Source organism: Citrobacter sp. Cb080 (assembly GCF_030334745.1).
Taxonomy (GTDB): domain Bacteria; phylum Pseudomonadota; class Gammaproteobacteria; order Enterobacterales; family Enterobacteriaceae; genus Citrobacter; species Citrobacter braakii.
The window spans coordinates 1-18,558 of the sequence record NZ_JAOWDG010000044.1 but is presented as its reverse complement, the minus strand read 5'-3'; the positions used below and the strand labels follow the sequence as shown (position 1 = coordinate 18,558).

Below are 18,558 nucleotides of genomic sequence, written 5' to 3'. Positions count from 1 at the left end.
TGTAGATTCAATTGGTCAACGCAACAGTTATGTGAAAACATGGGGTTGCGGAGGTTTTTTGAATGAGACGAACATTTACAGCAGAGGAAAAAGCCTCTGTTTTTGAACTATGGAAGAACGGAACAGGCTTCAGTGAAATAGCGAATATCCTGGGTTCAAAACCCGGAACGATCTTCACTATGTTAAGGGATACTGGCGGCATAAAACCCCATGAGCGTAAGCGGGCTGTAGCTCACCTGACACTGTCTGAGCGCGAGGAGATACGAGCTGGTTTGTCAGCCAAAATGAGCATTCGTGCGATAGCTACTGCGCTGAATCGCAGTCCTTCGACGATCTCACGTGAAGTTCAGCGTAATCGGGGCAGACGCTATTACAAAGCTGTTGATGCTAATAACCGAGCCAACAGAATGGCGAAAAGGCCAAAACCGTGCTTACTGGATCAAAATTTACCATTGCGAAAGCTTGTTCTGGAAAAGCTGGAGATGAAATGGTCTCCAGAGCAAATATCAGGATGGTTAAGGCGAACAAAACCACGTCAAAAAACGCTGCGAATATCACCTGAGACAATTTATAAAACGCTGTACTTTCGTAGCCGTGAAGCGCTACACCACCTGAATATACAGCATCTGCGACGGTCGCATAGCCTTCGCCATGGCAGGCGTCATACCCGCAAAGGCGAAAGAGGTACGATTAACATAGTGAACGGAACACCAATTCACGAACGTTCCCGAAATATCGATAACAGACGCTCTCTGGGGCATTGGGAGGGCGATTTAGTCTCAGGTACAAAAAACTCTCATATAGTCACACTTGTAGACCGAAAATCACGTTATACGATCATCCTTAGACTCAGGGGCAAAGATTCTGTCTCAGTAAATCAGGCTCTTACCGACAAATTCCTGAGTTTACCGTCAGAACTCAGAAAATCACTGACATGGGACAGAGGAATGGAACTGGCCAGACATCTAGAATTTACTGTCAGCACCGGCGTTAAAGTTTACTTCTGCGATCCTCAGAGTCCTTGGCAGCGGGGAACAAATGAGAACACAAATGGGCTAATTCGGCAGTACTTTCCTAAAAAGACATGTCTTGCCCAATATACTCAACATGAACTAGATCTGGTTGCTGCTCAGCTAAACAACAGACCGAGAAAGACACTGAAGTTCAAAACACCGAAAGAGATAATTGAAAGGGGTGTTGCATTGACAGATTGAATCTACAGTAGCCTTTTTTAATATGTCGTTTTCCATTTCAATGCGTTGTATTTTTTTCTTCAGCTCACGTATTTCAATCTGCTCCGGGGTTATAGGAAAGGCTTTAGGTATTTTGCCCTGTCGTTCATCCCGCAACTGCTTTACCCATCGCGTCATGGTAGAAAGGCCGACATCCATAGCACTGGCCGCAGCTGCAACGGTGTAGTTCTGATCAAGGACCAGTTGAGCGGATTCGCGTTTAAACTCTGCGCTGAAATTTCTTTTTTTCATTGAGGCACCTGTAATGTTCTGAGGTGAGCATATCACCTCTGTTCAGGTGGCCAAATTCAGTAAACCACTTCACTTGAGATAGGCATACGGATCGTGCCCATTATTACGGGCCGACTGGATCAAACTCATGATCGCAGCAGCGCGCTTGAGCATGCGAACCCGCGCCGAGCATTTGAGAAGGCAACGGGATGAACGCTGGCTGGATAGCCGTGGTTTTCTGGGTAAGCAGGCGAATCCATTTGTGGACGAGGTTGGCATTGAGGCTGTAGCCCAAGGCGATGTTTGCGATGGAGGCATCGGGTTCAGAACACTCCTGAATGACCTGGGCCTTGAAAGATTTGCTGTTGGTACGGCGCTGAGGGCGCATGGAAAATCCGCTTGATGGGCCATGGCCTTCGGCGGCGGTATCGGGAAGGTGTGTTGGCCGGACGGATACTGTTGAACTACGTTGTCTGGGGCAACGGAAGTGTTTCGGCCCGACTCTGGAACGCGATCCGCAGCGACGACTGGGCAATTCCGCACGTTGGCCTGAGCAGCCTCGGGGAAATCGTCGTCTGGGCGCGCCCAGACGAGTTTCCGCCAAGGAACATGCAGACAAGCAAGGGGCTGCGGGCACTCGACTACAACGTGAGGATCGGTGTTTGATCGAGGCGCCTGTGGCACACGCAGGCTGACGAGCCAGGCGCTGTCCATTGCCTGATCAGGCCGCCCCCCTGCGCCTTGCCTGAGCAGTTGACCTGCATCAATGGGGCGGGAGAACGCTGTACATTGACTCTTGACTCTTGAAGTTTGTCATGGTAGGTGTAATATTTTACAAAGTATTGCAAGGATTTCCTTGGCCGGAACCGCAAAGCGACGCGATTGGAGAGGGTGAGATGAAAGCGCACCTACAGGTGATTTTCACGCTCGATGAATTGGCTGCGTACTTGAAAGTCGGCAAGCGGACGCTTTATCGGCTCGCCGCGCACGGGGAAATTCCGGCTTTCAAGGTGGACGGGACGTGGCGGTTTCGTCAAAGTGAAATCGATCAGTGGCTCAATGATCAGACCCGAGCCGGAGCAAAGAAGGAGGTGATGCGCAAGCGTGAACAGCAGAAGTCATCCGAGCAGCCCGTGTCGCCTGGGCGCAGTGCCCGTCGCAGCAGGCAAAGGGCTTGAGTAACTCGTTTTCCAATTTTTCTGGAGGTATGACATGGACATCGATTTCAAGAAGTTGGCTCCCTGGAACTGGTTCAAGAACGAGCAGCAAGAGCAGCAGACCGCCTCTTCCCTGCCAGTGCAGCGCAATGACCTGCCAGCGGCTAGCGGGCCAGTCAGCCCGATCCTGCAACTGCATCGGGAAATCGACCGGCTGTTCGATGACGCATTCCGGGGCTTCGGTTTTTCGGCGTTGAACATGCCGCAGTGGCCATCCGATTGGTCGGGCATGCTGAAGCCGGCCCTGGACATCCAGGAAACCGACAAGCAGTACAAGATTGCCCTGGAAGTGCCCGGTGTCGAGGAGAAGGACATCCAGATCACCCTCGACAACGACGTGCTGATGGTGCGTGGCGAGAAGCGCCAGGAACAGGAGAAGAAGGAAGGTGGCTTCCACCGTGTGGAGCGCTCCTACGGCAGCTTTCAGCGTGCCTTGAACCTGCCTGACGACGCCAACCAGGATTCGATCAAGGCATCGTTCAAGAACGGGGTGCTCACGGTCACGATCGACAAGCGCGAGGTCAGTGCGCCGAAGCAGGGACGCTCGATCCCGATCAACGGCTGACGTCGCCGGCTCGTTCGTCACAAGAAAAACCCGGCCCGAGACGAGGTGTCGCGGCTCGCGATGCCTCGTCGCCTCAACCTTGTCAACCTTCTCAGGAGCATCAGCACGGCCAGAAAACAATGCCAGGTCTGCGGCCAACCCGCCACCGTGCGGGTGGAAGCCAATCTCAACGGTCGTCACAGCACCATGCTGTTGTGCGACGACCATTACCGGCAATTAGTGCGCCAGCAAAAGCGCACCGTTTCGCCGCTGGAAGCCTTGTTCGGTTCGCGCAGTGGCCTGTTCGAGGACTTCCTCGGCAGTGACTTCTTCCGCATCGGCGACGACGCGACGCCAGTTGCCGCCGATACCGATGACGTGGTCGATGCCTCGTTTGGCGAGCCCGCCGCCGCAGGTTCGGGTGCGCCGCGCCGTCGCGGCAGTGGGCTGGCCAGCCGCATCAGCGAACAGTCGGAAGCCTTGTTGCAGGAGGCCGCCAAACACGCTGCCGAATTTGGCCGCTCCGAGGTGGATACCGAACATCTGCTGCTGGCGCTGGCCGACAGCGACGTGGTCAAGACCATCCTGGGTCAGTTCAAGATCAAGGTCGATGACCTCAAGCGGCAGATCGAGTCTGAGGCCAAGCGCGGGGACAAGCCCTTCGAGGGCGAGATCGGCGTGTCGCCGCGCGTGAAGGATGCGCTCAGCCGCGCCTTCGTGGCCTCCAATGAACTCGGCCATTCTTATGTCGGTCCAGAGCATTTCCTGATCGGTCTGGCCGAGGAAGGCGAAGGGCTGGCCGCCAACCTGCTGCGCCGCTACGGCCTGACGCCGCAGGCGCTGCGCCAACAGGTCAGCAAGGTGGTCGGCAAGGGCGCCGAGGATGGACGCGCTGAGACGCCGACCAACACGCCAGAACTCGACAAGTACTCGCGCGACCTGACCAAGATGGCGCGCGACGGCAAGCTCGACCCGGTGATCGGCCGCGCGCAGGAGATCGAAACCACCATCGAGGTGCTGGCCCGGCGCAAGAAGAACAACCCGGTGCTGATCGGCGAGCCGGGTGTGGGTAAGACCGCCATCGTCGAAGGGCTGGCGCAGCGCATGGTGGCGGGTGAAGTGCCCGAGACCTTGCGCGACAAGCGCCTGGTGGAACTCAACATCAACGCCATGGTGGCCGGCGCCAAATATCGCGGCGAGTTCGAGGAGCGCGTGCAGAAGGTGCTGAAGGAGGTGACCGAGCACCAGGGCGAGCTGATTTTGTTCATCGACGAGGTGCACACCATCGTCGGTGCCGGCCAGGGCGGTGGCGAAGGCGGGCTGGACGTGGCCAACGTGTTCAAACCGATGATGGCGCGCGGTGAACTCAACCTGATCGGCGCCACGACGCTGAACGAGTACCAGAAATACATCGAGAAGGATGCCGCACTGGAGCGGCGCTTCCAGCCGGTGACGGTGCCCGAGCCGACGGTGGCCCAGACCATCATGATTCTGCGCGGCCTGCGCGACACCTTCGAGGCGCACCACAAGGTCAGCATCTCCGAGGACGCGATCATCGCGGCGGCCGAGTTGTCCGACCGCTACATCACGGCGCGCTTCCTGCCGGACAAGGCGATCGACCTGCTCGACCAGGCGGCCGCGCGCGTGAAGCTGTCGGCCACGGCCCGGCCGGTGGCCGTGCAGGAGCTGGAGTCCGAACTGCACCAGCTGCGGCGTGAACAGGATTACGTGGCCGCGCGCAAGCAGTACGACCAGGCCGCCGAGCTCGGCAAGCGCATCGAAGCCAAGGAGGCCGAGCTCAAGAAGCTCGTCGAGGACTGGGAGCGGGAGCGGGCCTCCGGCAGTGCCGAGGTAAAGGCGGAACACGTGGCGCAGATCGTCTCGCGCCTGACCGGCATCCCGGTCAACGAGTTGACGGTGGAAGAGCGCGAAAAGCTGCTGCACTTGGAACAACGGCTGCACGAGCGCCTGGTGGGACAAGACGAGGCGGTCCGTGCCGTGGCCGATGCCGTGCGGCTGTCCCGCGCCGGCCTGCGCGAAGGCAGCAAACCGGTGGCTACCTTCCTGTTTCTGGGCCCGACCGGGGTGGGCAAGACCGAGCTCGCCAAGGCATTGGCCGAATCTATCTACGGCGATGAGCACGCCCTGTTGCGCATCGACATGTCGGAATATGGCGAACGCCATACCGTGGCGCGGCTGGTGGGCGCGCCTCCGGGCTATGTCGGTTACGACGAAGGCGGTCAGCTCACCGAGAAGGTGCGGCGCAAGCCCTACAGCGTGCTGCTGCTCGACGAGATCGAGAAGGCACACCCTGACGTCTACAACATCCTGCTGCAAGTGTTCGACGACGGTCGCCTCACCGACGGCAAGGGCCGGGTGGTGGATTTCACCAACACCATCATCATCGCCACGTCCAACCTGGGTTCGGACATCATCCAGCGACGGCTGAAGGCGCGTGAGGCGGCTGGCGAGGAGTACGAAAAGACCAAGGCCGAGGTCATGGACGTGCTGCGCGGCCACTTCCGGCCCGAGTTCCTCAACCGCATCGACGAGATAATCGTCTTCCATGCGCTGGGCAAGGAGGAGATCCGCCACATCGTCGGCCTGCAGCTCGATCGCGTGGCGCGCAGCGCCGCCAGCCAGGGCGTGACGCTCACTTTCGATCAGACGCTGATCGACCATTTCGCGGAAGAAGGCTACAAGCCCGAGTTCGGTGCGCGTGAACTCAAGCGCCTGATCCGTAGCGAGCTGGAAACTGCGCTGGCGCGCGAGATGCTCGGTGGCGGCATCGGCAAGGGCGATCACGCCAGCGCACGCTGGGACGACAAGGCCGAACGCGTGGTGTTCGAACGCAAAGAGCCACCGCAGACCCCGGCCGAGCCGGAGCTGCCGGATGCCGCGAAGGCGACCGAGACGCCGCACGGCGACGCTGGCAAAGGCTCGCGCAAGAAGAAGTCGGCGAGCGACGCATCTTGATGGCGGGCGAGGCTGCCGTGTCCGACCCCATCGGCCTGGCATGGGCAGCCTCCCTGGCCTCGATCGCGGTGGCGGTCGTGGCCGCGGGTCACGCGGTCGTCTACAAGCGTGATCCGCGGTCGGCCACGCCGTGGGGGCTGCTCATCAGCGGCGGCACTGCTCTCCCGCTCGCTGGCCATCCGTTTGCGTGACGGTGCGGCCCGTCTGTTCACCTGATCCTCTGGCAACTCGACTTTCGAGGAACACGGCCCATGGAAAAAAAGAATCAATGGAATACCGGCTACTGGATCGTTGCACTCCTGCTGTTGTTGAGTTTGCAGAGCTACTGGCAGACGGCGAAAACCGTCGAGCCGGTGCCCTACAGCGAGTTCGAGAAGGCGCTGGCCGAGGGGCGCGTGGCCGAAGTGCTGGTGTCGGATCGTACGGTGACCGGGCGCCTGAAGTCGCCGGACAGCCGGGGCAAGACGACGATCGTTGCAACGAGGGTCGAACCCGATCTTGCCGATCGCCTGTCGAAGTACGACGTGCCCTATGCCCGCGTGTTGGAGAGCACCTGGCTGCGCGATGTGCTGTCGTGGATCCTGCCAGCGGTAGCCTTCTTTGGCGTCTGGTTCTTCCTGTTCCGCCGCTTCGCCGAGAAGCAGGGCATGGGCGGGTTTCTCAACATCGGTAAGAGCCGCGCCAAGGTGTTCGTGGAAAAGAACACCGGTGTGACGTTCGCCGATGTCGCGGGGGGGGGATGAGGCCAAGGCGGAGCTGGTCGAGATCGTCGATTTCCTGAAGAATTCGCAGGACTATGGCCGTCTCGGGGCGCGCATTACCAAGGGCGTGTTGCTGGTCGGCCCACCGGGCACCGGCAAGACATTGCTGGCCAAGGCTGTTGCCGGCGAGGCGGCGGTGCCCTGCTTCTCCATCTCCATCTCCGGCTCAGAGTTTGTCGAGATGTTCGTCGGCGTGGGTGCGGTCCGTGTGTGCGAGCTGGCCCGCGGGCAGGCACCGGCCATCATCTTTATCGACGAGCTCGATGCGCTGGGCCGCGCGCGCGGCGTCGGCGGCCACGACGAGCGCGAGCAGACCCTCAACCAGCTGCTCACGGAGATGGACGGCTTCGACAGCTCGGTCGGGCTGATCATCCTCACCGCCACCAACCGCCCCGAAATCCTCGACCAGGCGCTGCTGCGTGCCGGCCGCTTCGACCGCCAGGTGCTGGTGGACCGGCCCGACATCAAGAAGGGGCGGCTGGACATCCTGAAGGTTCATGTCAAGAAGGTGACGCTGGCCCAGGATGTAGACCTCGAACAGGTAGCCGCACTGACCACGGGCTTTTCCGGCGCGGACCTCGCCAATCTGGTCAACGAGGCGGCGCTGGCGGCGAGGAGACGCCGTGCGTCCGCCGTGGAATTGCAGGACTTCACCGCGACCATCGAGCGCATCGTGGCGGGCCTGGAAAAGAAGAGCCGCGTGCTCAACCCCAAGGAGCGGGAAACCGTGGCCCATCACGAGATGGGCCATGCGCTGGTGGCGCTGGCGCTGCCCGAAACCGACCCCGTACACAAGATCTCGATCATCCCGCGCGGCATCGGCGCGCTGGGCTACACCTTGCAGCGCCCCACCGAAGACCGCTTCCTGATGACGCGTACCGATCTCGAGCACAAGATCGCCGTACTGCTGGGCGGGCGTGCCGCCGAAAAGCTGGTGTTCGGCGAGTTGTCTACCGGGACGGCGGACGATCTGGCGCGAGCCACCGACATCGCCCGCGACATGATCACCCGCTTTGGCATGGACGAGGGCCTGGGCTACATCGCCTTCGAGGCGCAGCGGCCCCGCTTTCTCGATACACCTGAACTGGCCCACGGCGGTTGCCGGTTGGCCGAATCGACCCAGGTGCGCATCGATCAGGCTATCCGCGACATCGTGATGGGCGTGTTCGAGCGCGCCTACCGGATTCTCGACATCAACCGCGCGGTGCTGGAGCGCTGTGCGCGCGAGCTGCTGGCGCGGGAAACGCTCGACGAAAGCGATATCCGTCAATTGACTCAAGGACTTGTTCGGAACTGAAAACAGTAGTAGGTGCCATTCAGAGTAAACCGACGGCTCTGTTCAGTGCGTCATCCAATTCGTCGGCATTGTTCAAGGAGAACCGATATGTCTGCATTGACACCGTGGGACCCCTTCCGGGAACTGGATGAATTGCAAAACCGCCTGGCGACGATGTTCGGACGAATACCCCAGCGACAGGGCGCCCGTACCGGCAACGAAGCCATGACCACGGCGGACTGGGCACCAATGGCGGACATCAGCGAGGATGAGAACGCATTCCTCCTCAAGCTGGATCTGCCGGAGGTCCCCAAGGATGCCGTGCGCGTCAGCGCGGAAAACGGTGTGCTCACCATCAGCGGCGAGCGCAAACTGGAAAAAGAGGAGCAGGGCAAGAAGTTCCACCGCATCGAACGTGCGTATGGCCGCTTTGTGCGCAGCTTTGTCTTGCCTGACAACGTTGATCCGACCAAGGTGACGGCTTCCATGAAAGACGGCGTGCTGGAAGTGCGGCTTGTCAAGGCCGAGCAAGCCAAACCGAAACAGATTGAAATCTCAGTCAACTAACTTCAATCAAGAGCCCAAGATCATGAATATCAAACAGCCACAATACACCTTCTCCGCACTTGCCCTGGCGGTCGTCGTCGGACTGAGCGGACCGGCTCTGGCCCAATCGGCGGCAGGTTCTAGCCCAGGTGCTGCAGCACCCTCTGCCGCATCCAAGGCGGCACAGCCACAGGTAGATGACAAGGCCGCCCGGGAAGCCGATAAAAAGCGTGCCGAGCTCACTCAAGACGCCATCACGGCGCTCACCAAGACCCAGGAGGCTTTGACCCTCCTTGATGCAAATAAGACCAAGGAGGCGCTTGCTGCGCTGGAACTGGCCAGCGGAAAGATGGAACTGGTATTGGCACGCGACGCCAAACTTGCTTTGGCGCCGGTCGATGTACGCGTCATCACCCACGATATCCACGCCAACGTGGAATCGGTAAAGAAAGCGGTCAAGTTGTCTCGGGAGTTGTTGGGTGATGGCGAGGTGCAAAAGGCCCGGCCCATCGTTGCCAATCTGGCCAGCGAAATCGTAATCCAAACCGACAACCTTCCGATGGCAACGTACCCGGCAGCGATCAAGTCGGCCGCACGGCTCATCGACAGCGGCAAGATCGACAACGCCAAAGCGGAACTCGCCCGAGCACTGAACACGCTGGTGGTGACCTCGGTCGCCTTTCCTCTGCCCGTGCTACGGGCCGAAGCCGCGATGGCAAAAGCTGAAAAGCTGGCCGAGACCGACAGGCGCGATGCCAAGCAGAACGAGGAGCTCAGCACCTTGCTGTCGTCCGTGCGCACGGAGATCGAGATGGCGCAGATCCTGGGTTATGGCAAGAAGGCGGACTTCAAACCCATCTTCGATCAGGTGAAGTCCATTGAGCAAAAGTCGGCTGGTGGCAAAAGCGGCAAGGGATGGTTCGACGAGTTGAAGACGCGCATCCAAAAGCTGTTTTGAGGTGATGAAGGGGCTGACTGCTCTGTCGGTCAGTCTCGCGATGTTCGCATTCAGCCCCAATAGATTCGCCTATTTTCACTATCTCATACGAGGCATATCACCATGAATGAGCAAACACCGAATCCCAATGCGACGAACGAAGGAATAAACGAACAGGCCGCGGTAAGCAGCCTTCCTGTCAGCCCAGAGTCCAAGCCTGAAGTCGTCACGGAGGTACAGCCTGAGGCTCAGAAAGAAACGGACTCGCAGGCGGAAGACAAACGTAAACAAGTCCTCGATGAGGCAGTCTCGGCCTTGTCGCTGACCAAATCCGCGCTGGCCGCACTTGACGGCAAGGACACTGCACGCGCATTGGCAACGCTGGCCGAAGTGACGGGAAAGCTGGAGCTGATCGTCGCGCGCGAACCCACGCTCGCCCTGGCCGGCGTTGATGTGCGCACCATCGTGCACGACTTGTTCGCCAACACGGAAACCATTGAGGCGATGACCGACGAGGCGCTGGATGCCCTCAAACATGGCGAGGTGCAACAGGCTCGCCACGTGCTGGCTTTGCTGGCCAGTGAAATCGTGATCACGGTCACCAGCATCCCTTTGGCGTCCTATCCCGCAGCCGTGAAGGCAGTCGTGCCGCTGATCGATCAGGGCAAGATCGAAGAAGCCAAAGCCGCGCTGCAGTCAGCGCTCAGCACGCTGGTCGAGGAGCGCAGCGTGCTTCCGCTGCCCGTCCTGCGTGCGAAGCTGCTCCTGAAGCGCGCCGAGCCCCTGGTAGAAGATGGTCAGCGCAGCGAAGCATCCAATGAGCGCCTGGAGACATTGTTGAACGAAGCCCGGCAGCAATTGGAAATGGCAGAACTGCTGGGCTATGGAAAAAGGAAGGACTTTGAGCCCCTGTACGCTGAACTCAAGAAAATCAAGGAAAAGACGGGAGGGGGAGGCTGCGGAAAAGGCTGGCTCGATGAAGTCAAGGCAAAACTGTCCAGGTTGTTCTGAAACCCCTGGATAGGGGGCGCATAGCGCCCCCTCTCTTGTTCCATGAGTGTTTGATTTTTTATTCTGTATAGATCTTTAGGAGATATTGCATGAACACAGACACCATCGCTAATTCCAATGCGGATGACCCCACCAAAGCACTGTGTTCGCTGAGCCAAAATTGGTGGCTTTTTGTGCTGCGCGGTGTCTTGGCATTGATTTTTGCAGCCCTCGCGTTCTGGATGCCACAATCGGCTCTGTTGGCCATGACCATCATGTTCGGCGCATTTTCCTTGGTCAATGGCGCGTTCAACTTGTTTGCAGCGGTGCGCCATATACAGAAAAAAGAGCGCTGGGGCTGGCTGCTGTTCAGCGGCATTGTCGGCATACTTACGGGCGTCGTCGTCCTGGTTGCTCCTTGGGCCGCCACGATAGTCTTGGCTTCTTTTTTATGGGCTAGCGTGGGCTTCTGGGCGATTTTCACCGGTGTGCTGGAGATATCCGCCGCCGTTCGGCTGCGTCGGGAAATCAAGGGTGAAATCTGGCTTGCCCTCAGTGGACTGCTCTCGATTATCCTTGGCGCTATCGTCTTGTGGATATTTTTTACCCGTCCGGTCGAGTCATTCGTGGCCGCAGGCTGGCTGTTGGGTTTCCATGCGGCAGTCTATGGCGTCACGCTTTTGTTCTTGAGTTGGAGTCTTCGCAAAACGCGCCTGGGGTAAGAGCGTGCCAAACCAAAATCTATGGATATGAGCATCCTCGATTCATACCTCCATAGAAATGACATCGAAGGAGTCATACATGCAGATGCAATATAGCTATCGAGCTATCGACAAAGAGTTTCATGAACCTTGGCAGAGAACTTTGGGAAATGTGATCGAGCACGCCCTCAAGCCATTGCTCGACAAACACACTAAAGATTCAGCGCAACTTCAAATCGTCCTTGATCGCGACAAGATCAAGCGGCAATTTCTGGCCAGTGGCTATATGCACCTGCCCGGCAAAAAGATTGTCAGCGTTACTGCATCACATGACGAGCTGACGCCCCTCGCGAAGATGCTCGCACAGTCGTTGTTCCGTCAGGCCAGGAAGCATTTTGACCGACTGCATGCTCAGGATCAAATCAAGCGCAAAGCACGACGCGAGCGCTTGCGCGAGCTCAAGGTGCGGATTGCCGCAAAACCCGCATCAGCCGCCCATGAGGCCGAGGTGACCCGAATGCCTCTACTGTCGAAACTTGAGGCTGTCGCAAGGCGTGAGCTGGCTTATCTGCGGGCCGTCGGCGATTTACCGCGCGATTATCCGACGCTGCGCGACGTGGTGGATGAAGCGATTGTCCGAGCTGAGGTGGAATGGCAATCCGTGCCGGGGGAAAAAGAGGCTTACACCGATCTTTTGAAGCATCTGTTCGCCGTCCTGGATAACGAAGTGGCAAGCAGCCGGCAATTTGGCGAATTCGTTTCTCTGGACGCGCCGGTCGAACCGGATGCCCAAGACGTGGCCGAGGCCATGGTGGAAGAGGAAATCTTCGAATTTTATCAGCCCGATGACACACTCAAGCTGGCCGATATCTTCGCTGGCAGTCAGCATCCCGATGTCGCAACGATCGCGGAACAGGAGGAGCTGATTGATCGGTCGAGCGAGCTCGCTTTTGCATTTGACCTGCTGAAGGACATGCCGCGTTTGTGGCGGCGCATTTTTCTGCTTATCCGTGTGGACGGGCTGAATGCCAGCAGCGTCTCTGAAATCCTGCTGATTCCTAGTAAGGAAGATGTTGTCCGAAGGTGGCTCATGCAGGCCGAAGCATTCATCGCTGCTCATCTGGAAGAGGCCGGAGTAAGCAAAAACGGGAACGATTGGCTCCAAGGCGTTGATTGGTCGGCATTGTCTGTGACCCGAAGCGAGGCAGCCTCACTGTGGTCCAAGGAGGCGAACCATGAAGAATGATCTTCACCTCGTCTGCCCGCATTGCCAGTCCATCAACCGCGTACCGACTGCGAAGCTATCGGAACATCCCAACTGTGGCCGCTGCCAGCAGCCCTTGTTCACGGGCGAGCCCATCGAGTTGACCACGGCGACGTTCTCGCGCCACGTGGAGCGCAGCGATCTGCCGCTACTGGTCGATTTCTGGGCGCCATGGTGCGGGCCGTGCAAGATGATGGCGCCACAGTTCCAGCAAGCGGCGCACCAGCTCGAACCGAGGATCCGGCTGGCGAAGGTGAATACCGAGGCTGAGCCCCACCTGGCCGCGCAGTTCGGTATCCGCAGCATCCCGACGCTCGCCCTGTTCCAGGGTGGGCGGGAGATCGCCCGTCAGGCCGGCGCGATGGGCGCGCAGGACATCGTGCGCTGGACGTCGACGCAAGTGGGACGCTGACCGATGCAGGCCTTACTCGGCGATACGCTAATCCTGCTGGCGGCTTGCAGCCTGGCGTCGATGGCGACGGCGGCGTTCAGAGTGCCCGCCTTGCTGGGGTATCTCTCTGTCGGCGTTGTACTGGGCCCCTCAGTCATCAGCGTGATCGCGCCGGGGGAGACGCTGAGCTTTCTGTCCGAGCTGGGCGTGGCGCTGCTGTTGTTCATGGTCGGACTGGAATTCTCCCTCGGACACTTCTGGCTCGCCCGCAGGACGGTGCTGATGGCGGGCGCTCTGCAGATGATCGCCGTGGCCCCGCCGCTGATCCTGCTATTGATGTGGCTGGGGCAGCCCGGCCAGAGCGCCGCGCTGCTCGGCACTGCGGCGGCCATGTCGTCCACGGCGCTGGTCAGCCGACAACTGGCCGACCAAGGCGAGCTCACCACCCGCCACGGCCGCAGTGCCATCGCCGTGCTGGTCTTTCAGGACCTGGCCAGCGTGCCCCTGCTGGCCTTGCTGGCGATCTGGGCGCGCGGCGAGTCGCCGAAGATCGAGCATGTGCTGCTCGAAGTATTCGGTGTGCTGCTGCTGTTCGCGGCAGCGGCCCTCGCCTCGCGCCGTCTGTTGCATGGCCTGCTGGGCTGGGTGGCGCGGCGGGGCCACGAGGAATCGTTCGTGCTCGTCTCCTTGTGCGTGGTGGTGGCTGCCGCCGCCGCTGCGCACGCGGTCGGCGTATCCGCCGCCCTGGGGGCCTTCCTCGCCGGGATGGTCCTGGGCGAGAGCGACTTCCGGCACCACATGGAAAGCCACCTCAGGCCCTTTCGCGATGTGTTGTCGGGCGTGTTCTTCGTGACCATCGGCCTGCAACTGGACGCAGCACAGATTCTTTCGGCACCGCTGGCGGTGCTGGCGTGGCTGGTGGTGCTGGTACCAGTCAAGATCCTGCTCAATACGCTGGCCTTGCGGGCGACGCGCCTGTCCGCCCTCGATGCCTGGCGCGCGGGCATAGCGTTGGGGCACGGCGGCGAGTTCGCCCTGCTGTTGTTGGGCACGGTCTTGCAGCAGCATCTGATCCCCGCGACCGTCGTCCAACCCATGCTGGTCGCGCTGGTGCTCAGCATGGCTCTGGCACCGCTACTGATCCGCCATCACGATGTACTTGCCCGGTTCTTGAGCCGCACCGGCGGCGTCATTCAGCCACCCCAGGCTGAAGAAGTCGAGATCGCCGCGCAGACGACGCGATATCGAGACCATGTCATCGTTTGCGGCGCGGGCGAGCTTGGCCTTACAGTCAGCGAGATTCTTCGCCACGCCGGCGTGGCGCATCTGCTGCTGGAGGCGGACGCGCAGAAGGTCGAGGCCGCGCGTGCCGCCGGCGCGCCGGTGTTCCATGGCGATGCCAGTCGGCCCGATACCTTGCTGGCTGCCGGCTTGACGCATGCGCACTTGGTGGTGCTGACGTTCGCCCATGCCCAGCAAGCGTTGCGCATCGCCCAGGCGATTGCCGAGCGCCGTCCGGCGCTGACCTTGTGGGTGTCATGCAGAAGTACGACCGCGGCCGATGCATTTCGCGCCATGCCCAACGTGCGCGTGTATCAGCAATCCTTTGCCGCAGCTATTGGGCTGGCGGAACAGGTGATGTCGACGCTTGGCATGTCGACCGAGCTGATTGAAGGACACATCAACGCAATGCGCCGCCGTCTCGACAGCAGCCGTTTTCCAGGGAGTTCATCGTCATGAAATCAACACGCCTTAACCCATTTCAGGTCTTGCGTGACCAATTAGCCATCATGAGTTTTTACGAGCGCTTCGAGCAGGTCGTCGCGCTCGTGCTGTCGGCGGTGATCGCCGTCATCATCGTGGTGTCGCTGTTCCAGCTCATCTCCATCGTCTTCACGCTGCTGGTTCTCGATGCCTTCAATCCCCTGGACCACAAGGTATTCCAGAGCGTGTTCGGTATGATCATGACGCTCTTGATCGCGATGGAGTTCAAGCATTCCATCGTGCGCGTGGCGCTGCGTCGGGACAGCATCATCCAGGTCAAGACAGTGGTCCTGATCGCGCTGATCGCACTCTCCCGCAAGTTCGTGGTCCTCGACTCCGACGCGAGCCCCGCAAAGATAGCCGCGCTGGCAAGCGCCACGCTGGCTCTGGGTGCGACCTACTGGCTGCTGCGCAAGCGCGGCGACCGCGCCGCCGAGACCTCTGAGCATGACCCGTCATCATCCCAGTGATCCGCGCACGGCGCTCTTGCAACACCGCTGGCTCAACCGCCTGCAGACCGGGCTGTTGGTCCTGACCCTGGTCGGGATCGCAGCCGCAGCAGGGAGACTGCCGTTTGGGGAAGGCTGCCTGTGGCTCGCGCTGTTTGCCGTTGCAGGTGCGTTGCTGCTGGAACCGGTAGCCGCGTCGGCGCTGAGCTTGCGCCTGTACCGCGTACGGGCCTTGCACCCGCAAGAAGCCCACGAGATGTGGGCCCGGTTGCGCGAGCTGCCCGCCCGTGCCGGTTTGCCCGCCACGCCGGTGCCGCACTATGTGCCCAGTGCCGTCGTCAACGCCTTCGCCACCGGATCGAAGCAGGAGGCATCGATCGCCCTCACCGATGGCCTGCTGCGCAGCCTGAGCCCACGCGAGCTGGCGGGTGTGCTCGTGCACGAGGTCGCGCACATCGCTAATGAGGATCTGCGTGTCATGGGGCTGGCGGATTCCGACAGTCGCCTCACGAGCCTACTGGCCCTTATGGGACAGATCGCGATCCTGCTCAGCCTGCCCGCGCAGCTGGTTGGCGCGGCGGAGGTCTATTGGCCTGGTCTATTGTTATTGGCCGCATCGCCCCAGCTGGCTCTGCTCGCACTGCTCGGCTTGTCTCGCGTGCGTGAGTTCGACGCTGACCGCCTTGCGGCGGAACTGACTGGCGACCCGCAGGGGCTGGCGTCCGCGCTGGCGAAAATCGAGCGGGTCAGCCGCTCCTGGCGTGCCTGGCTATGGCCGGGATGGGGCAATCCCGAGCCCTCCTGCTTGCGCACGCGTCCGGCAACGCAAGAGCGCATCGCACGCCTGCTGACGTTGGCGCCTGGGCCAGCATCAGCGTTGCCACTCCGCGCGCCCCATTTTTTGCCGGAATCCGCTTTGGCGACGCGCCCACCGCGCTGGCGCCCGAGCGGGCTGTGGCGCTGATTGCCCATCAACAGGAGACGTCTCATGGCCTATCTCGACCCGTACCAACGCCCCGCGCCGGACCGCTTCGTCCGGCGCGGGCTCTTCATCACCGCCTGCATTGCCGCGCTCATGCTGCTGTGGCAGTTTCTGCCCGCCATCGAAGCATGGTTCAGTCCGCGCGAGGCAGCAGAACGCACCGTGATGGCGCGTGGCGATCTGGCGGCGGACGAGAAAACCACCATCGAACTGTTCGAAAAATCGCGCGCCTCGGTGGTCTACATCACCACCGCGCAATTAGTACGCGATGTCTGGACGCGCAACGTGTTCTCCGTGCCGCGCGGCACTGGATCGGGCTTCATCTGGGACGACGCCGGCCACGTCGTCACCAACTTCCACGTCATCCAGGGCGCGTCCGAAGCCACCGTCAAACTGGCCGACGGCCGCGACTACCAGGCCGCGCTGGTGGGGACGAGCCCCGCGCACGACATCGCCGTGCTCAAGATCGGCGTCGGTTTCAAGCGCCCGCCGGCCGTGCCGGTCGGCACCAGTGCCGACCTCAAGGTGGGTCAGAAGGTGTTCGCTATCGGCAACCCCTTCGGCCTGGACTGGACGCTCACAACTGGTATCGTCTCCGCGCTCGACCGCTCGTTGCCGGGAGAAGCGGGCGGCCCGGCCATCGATCACCTGATCCAGACCGACGCCGCCATCAACCCCGGCAATTCCGGTGGCCCGCTGCTCGATTCGGCTGGGCGGCTGATCGGAATCAATACCGCCATCTACAGTCCGTCTGGCGCCTCGGCCGGCATAGGCTTTGCGGTGCCGGTCGATACCGTCATGCGCGTGGTGCCGCAACTCATAAAGACCGGCAAGTACATCCGTCCGGCGCTGGGCATCGAGGTGGATGAGCAGCTCAACGCGCGTCTGCAGGCGCTGACCGGCAGTAAGGGCGTATTCGTATTGCGCGTGACGCCGGGCTCGGCGGCGCACAGGGCCGGGCTCGTCGGCGTCGAGGTCACCGCAGGCGGCATCGTGCCCGGCGATCGCGTTATCAGCATCGACGGTATCGCCGTCGACGACGTCACCACATTACAGGCCCGGCTAGACGACAAGAACGTTGGAGATGTTGTGGTCTTGTTAGTGGAGCGGGCCGGCAAGACTCGCGAGATGCTTGTGGAACTACAACCGGGAGTTTGATGGAAAGTGGGTCATGGATCTGCACAGCGAAGCAGCCAAGCGACTTCAGCCTTGCGCCGAACTACGAGCCCTAGCTAGGGATGGTCTGAAGTAGCCCTGTATTTCCGGCTGACTTCAGCCACTGCTGATTTTGAAAGCGGTGAACCGATCAAAAACGATCGGATCACCCGCTCATTTCGGTGCTTTCAGCCGTCGCGAGCACCTTGCGACGGCCATTTTCCGCATTACAGGCGCACCTCTCCTGCGCTTGCCAGCAAATGTCGGCGGGCCATCCATAGGTTCGACAGGGCAAACAGCGTCACCAGTTGTGCAGTGTTCCTCACCAGCCCTCGGAAACGTACCTTGGTGTAGCCGAAACTGCCGCTTGATCACGCGAAACGGGGGCTCTACCTTCGCTCGCACTTGCGCCTTGGCCTTCTCGATCTTGCGCTTGGCTTTGTACAGGGCGCTGCGTTTATCGAGCATCTTGTAGGTGCTGCGGCGTGCTGCGACCTGCCAGATCACTTCTCGGTCGGCATGCTCGGAGCGCTTTTCGACGCCGGTGTAGCCGGCATCGGCGCAGACGACGTTCTCGTCGCCGTGCAGCAGCTTGTCGACGTGGGTGACATCCGCCACGGTGGCTGCCGTGCCCACCACGCTGTGTACCAGCCCCGATTCATCATCAACGCCGATGTGCGCCTTCATGCCAAAGTAATACTGGTTCCCCTTCTTGGTCTGGTGCATTTCCGGGTCGCGCTTGCCGTCCTGGTTCTTGGTTGAACTGGGCGCGTGGATCAGCGTGGCATCGACGATAGTGCCCTGGCGCAGCGACAGACCGCGATCCCCCAGGTAGCCATTGATCACGCAGAGGATGCCGGCTGCCAGCTCATGTTTCTCCAGCAGACGACGGAAGTTGAGGATGGTGGTTTCGTCAGGAATACGCTCCATGCTCAGCCCGGCTAACGGACGTAGGATGGTCGTCTCGTACAGCGCTTCTTCCATGGCCGGATCGCTGTAGCCGAACCAGTTCTGCATCAGATGGATACGCAGCATCGCCATCAAGGGATACGCCGGGCGACCTGAATCGACACGGGTTTAACAGACACCTCAGAGTCATTTAAGATGGCTTAAAGAGAGGTGCCCATGAGCGGTAAGCGTTA

General features: G+C 60.5%; 16 protein-coding genes and 4 pseudogenes. 17 read left to right on the top strand and 3 right to left on the bottom strand.

Features of this window, described 5'->3' with window-relative positions; all coding sequences use genetic code 11:
• Positions 1 to 62: 62 nt before the first annotated feature.
• Positions 63 to 1,214 (top strand): IS30-like element IS30 family transposase, encoded by a 1,152-nt coding sequence (locus tag OGV38_RS08505; protein WP_286473067.1) that lies wholly within the window; start codon positions 63 to 65, stop codon positions 1,212 to 1,214.
• 12 nt (positions 1,215 to 1,226) lie between these two features.
• On the opposite strand, the pseudogene OGV38_RS08500 reads toward OGV38_RS08505, so the two are convergent.
• A pseudogene (locus OGV38_RS08500) lies at positions 1,227 to 1,484 on the bottom strand (transposase); the annotation flags it as partial.
• A gap of 72 nt (positions 1,485 to 1,556) precedes the next feature.
• Positions 1,557 to 1,643 (bottom strand): annotated as a pseudogene (locus OGV38_RS08495) (transposase domain-containing protein); the annotation flags it as partial.
• 222 nt (positions 1,644 to 1,865) lie between these two features.
• Here OGV38_RS08495 and OGV38_RS08490 point away from each other — a divergent pair.
• The 16 genes and pseudogenes from OGV38_RS08490 (at position 1,866) to OGV38_RS08415 (ending at position 17,419) form a co-directional block, all read left to right on the top strand.
• Complete coding sequence (locus OGV38_RS08490; protein WP_003847756.1) at positions 1,866 to 2,129, top strand: hypothetical protein; 264 nt, start codon at positions 1,866 to 1,868, stop codon at positions 2,127 to 2,129.
• A gap of 230 nt (positions 2,130 to 2,359) precedes the next feature.
• Positions 2,360 to 2,641, top strand: a complete 282-nt coding sequence (locus tag OGV38_RS08485) for a helix-turn-helix domain-containing protein (protein WP_003847758.1) — start codon at positions 2,360 to 2,362, stop codon at positions 2,639 to 2,641.
• Positions 2,642 to 2,675: 34 nt separating this feature from the next.
• A complete protein-coding gene (gene hsp20 / locus OGV38_RS08480; RefSeq protein WP_003847761.1) occupies positions 2,676 to 3,245 on the top strand; it encodes a small heat shock protein sHSP20 in 570 nt (189 codons plus the stop codon).
• A 60-nt stretch (positions 3,246 to 3,305) separates the two neighbouring features.
• Positions 3,306 to 6,200, top strand: a complete 2,895-nt coding sequence (gene clpK / locus OGV38_RS08475; RefSeq protein ID WP_286473176.1) for a heat shock survival AAA family ATPase ClpK — start codon at positions 3,306 to 3,308, stop codon at positions 6,198 to 6,200.
• A complete protein-coding gene (locus tag OGV38_RS08470; protein WP_001446316.1) occupies positions 6,200 to 6,391 on the top strand; it encodes a hypothetical protein in 192 nt (63 codons plus the stop codon). Before clpK ends, OGV38_RS08470 begins: the two co-directional genes overlap by 1 nt.
• 60 nt (positions 6,392 to 6,451) lie before the next feature.
• A pseudogene (ftsH, locus tag OGV38_RS08465) lies at positions 6,452 to 8,258 on the top strand (ATP-dependent zinc metalloprotease FtsH).
• 87 nt (positions 8,259 to 8,345) lie between these two features.
• Complete coding sequence (gene hsp20-GI, locus OGV38_RS08460) at positions 8,346 to 8,804, top strand: small heat shock protein sHSP20-GI (protein WP_001275372.1); 459 nt, start codon at positions 8,346 to 8,348, stop codon at positions 8,802 to 8,804.
• Between the two features lie 22 nt (positions 8,805 to 8,826).
• Entirely contained in the window at positions 8,827 to 9,741 is a 915-nt protein-coding gene (gene yfdX1 / locus OGV38_RS08455; RefSeq protein ID WP_003847769.1) for a heat resistance protein YfdX1, read from the top strand.
• Positions 9,742 to 9,843: 102 nt separating this feature from the next.
• Positions 9,844 to 10,731, top strand: a complete 888-nt coding sequence (yfdX2, locus tag OGV38_RS08450) for a heat resistance protein YfdX2 (protein WP_286473175.1) — start codon at positions 9,844 to 9,846, stop codon at positions 10,729 to 10,731.
• Positions 10,732 to 10,820: 89 nt separating this feature from the next.
• A complete protein-coding gene (gene hdeD-GI / locus OGV38_RS08445; protein ID WP_003847772.1) occupies positions 10,821 to 11,432 on the top strand; it encodes a heat resistance membrane protein HdeD-GI in 612 nt (203 codons plus the stop codon).
• Between the two features lie 79 nt (positions 11,433 to 11,511).
• Positions 11,512 to 12,657 carry a hypothetical protein gene (locus OGV38_RS08440; protein WP_286473173.1) on the top strand — a complete coding sequence of 382 codons (1,146 nt, stop codon included), beginning with the start codon at positions 11,512 to 11,514 and terminating at the stop codon, positions 12,655 to 12,657.
• Positions 12,647 to 13,087 carry a heat resistance system thioredoxin Trx-GI gene (gene trx-GI, locus OGV38_RS08435; protein WP_000786814.1) on the top strand — a complete coding sequence of 147 codons (441 nt, stop codon included), beginning with the start codon at positions 12,647 to 12,649 and terminating at the stop codon, positions 13,085 to 13,087. Before OGV38_RS08440 ends, trx-GI begins: the two co-directional genes overlap by 11 nt.
• A gap of 3 nt (positions 13,088 to 13,090) precedes the next feature.
• Positions 13,091 to 14,806: a heat resistance system K+/H+ antiporter KefB-GI gene (gene kefB-GI, locus OGV38_RS08430; protein ID WP_003847777.1), complete on the top strand. Its 1,716-nt coding sequence runs from the start codon at positions 13,091 to 13,093 to the stop codon at positions 14,804 to 14,806.
• Complete coding sequence (psiE-GI, locus tag OGV38_RS08425) at positions 14,803 to 15,300, top strand: heat resistance protein PsiE-GI (RefSeq protein WP_003847780.1); 498 nt, start codon at positions 14,803 to 14,805, stop codon at positions 15,298 to 15,300. The genes kefB-GI and psiE-GI overlap by 4 nt, the downstream gene beginning before the upstream one ends.
• Positions 15,278 to 16,243 (top strand): zinc metalloprotease HtpX, encoded by a 966-nt coding sequence (locus tag OGV38_RS08420; protein WP_003847782.1) that lies wholly within the window; start codon positions 15,278 to 15,280, stop codon positions 16,241 to 16,243. The genes psiE-GI and OGV38_RS08420 overlap by 23 nt, the downstream gene beginning before the upstream one ends.
• A gap of 24 nt (positions 16,244 to 16,267) precedes the next feature.
• Positions 16,268 to 17,419 (top strand): S1C family serine protease, encoded by a 1,152-nt coding sequence (locus OGV38_RS08415; protein ID WP_003847784.1) that lies wholly within the window; start codon positions 16,268 to 16,270, stop codon positions 17,417 to 17,419.
• 224 nt (positions 17,420 to 17,643) lie between these two features.
• Here the strand turns inward: OGV38_RS08415 and OGV38_RS08410 are convergent.
• Positions 17,644 to 18,484, bottom strand: a pseudogene (locus tag OGV38_RS08410) (IS5 family transposase); the annotation flags it as partial.
• Positions 18,485 to 18,558: the final 74 nt, after the last annotated feature.

What these genes read in the sequence shown, in the direction of transcription:
- OGV38_RS08505 (WP_286473067.1), top strand. Translation starts at nt 63, where the DNA reads ATGAGACGAACATTTACAGCAGAGGAAAAAGCCTCTGTTTTTGAACTA.
- OGV38_RS08490 (WP_003847756.1), top strand. Translation starts at nt 1,866, where the DNA reads ATGGGCCATGGCCTTCGGCGGCGGTATCGGGAAGGTGTGTTGGCCGGA.
- OGV38_RS08485 (WP_003847758.1), top strand. Translation starts at nt 2,360, where the DNA reads ATGAAAGCGCACCTACAGGTGATTTTCACGCTCGATGAATTGGCTGCG.
- hsp20 (WP_003847761.1), top strand. Translation starts at nt 2,676, where the DNA reads ATGGACATCGATTTCAAGAAGTTGGCTCCCTGGAACTGGTTCAAGAAC.
- clpK (WP_286473176.1), top strand. Translation starts at nt 3,306, where the DNA reads ATGCCTCGTCGCCTCAACCTTGTCAACCTTCTCAGGAGCATCAGCACG.
- OGV38_RS08470 (WP_001446316.1), top strand. Translation starts at nt 6,200, where the DNA reads ATGGCGGGCGAGGCTGCCGTGTCCGACCCCATCGGCCTGGCATGGGCA.
- hsp20-GI (WP_001275372.1), top strand. Translation starts at nt 8,346, where the DNA reads ATGTCTGCATTGACACCGTGGGACCCCTTCCGGGAACTGGATGAATTG.
- yfdX1 (WP_003847769.1), top strand. Translation starts at nt 8,827, where the DNA reads ATGAATATCAAACAGCCACAATACACCTTCTCCGCACTTGCCCTGGCG.
- yfdX2 (WP_286473175.1), top strand. Translation starts at nt 9,844, where the DNA reads ATGAATGAGCAAACACCGAATCCCAATGCGACGAACGAAGGAATAAAC.
- hdeD-GI (WP_003847772.1), top strand. Translation starts at nt 10,821, where the DNA reads ATGAACACAGACACCATCGCTAATTCCAATGCGGATGACCCCACCAAA.
- OGV38_RS08440 (WP_286473173.1), top strand. Translation starts at nt 11,512, where the DNA reads ATGCAGATGCAATATAGCTATCGAGCTATCGACAAAGAGTTTCATGAA.
- trx-GI (WP_000786814.1), top strand. Translation starts at nt 12,647, where the DNA reads ATGAAGAATGATCTTCACCTCGTCTGCCCGCATTGCCAGTCCATCAAC.
- kefB-GI (WP_003847777.1), top strand. Translation starts at nt 13,091, where the DNA reads ATGCAGGCCTTACTCGGCGATACGCTAATCCTGCTGGCGGCTTGCAGC.
- psiE-GI (WP_003847780.1), top strand. Translation starts at nt 14,803, where the DNA reads ATGAAATCAACACGCCTTAACCCATTTCAGGTCTTGCGTGACCAATTA.
- OGV38_RS08420 (WP_003847782.1), top strand. Translation starts at nt 15,278, where the DNA reads ATGACCCGTCATCATCCCAGTGATCCGCGCACGGCGCTCTTGCAACAC.
- OGV38_RS08415 (WP_003847784.1), top strand. Translation starts at nt 16,268, where the DNA reads ATGGCCTATCTCGACCCGTACCAACGCCCCGCGCCGGACCGCTTCGTC.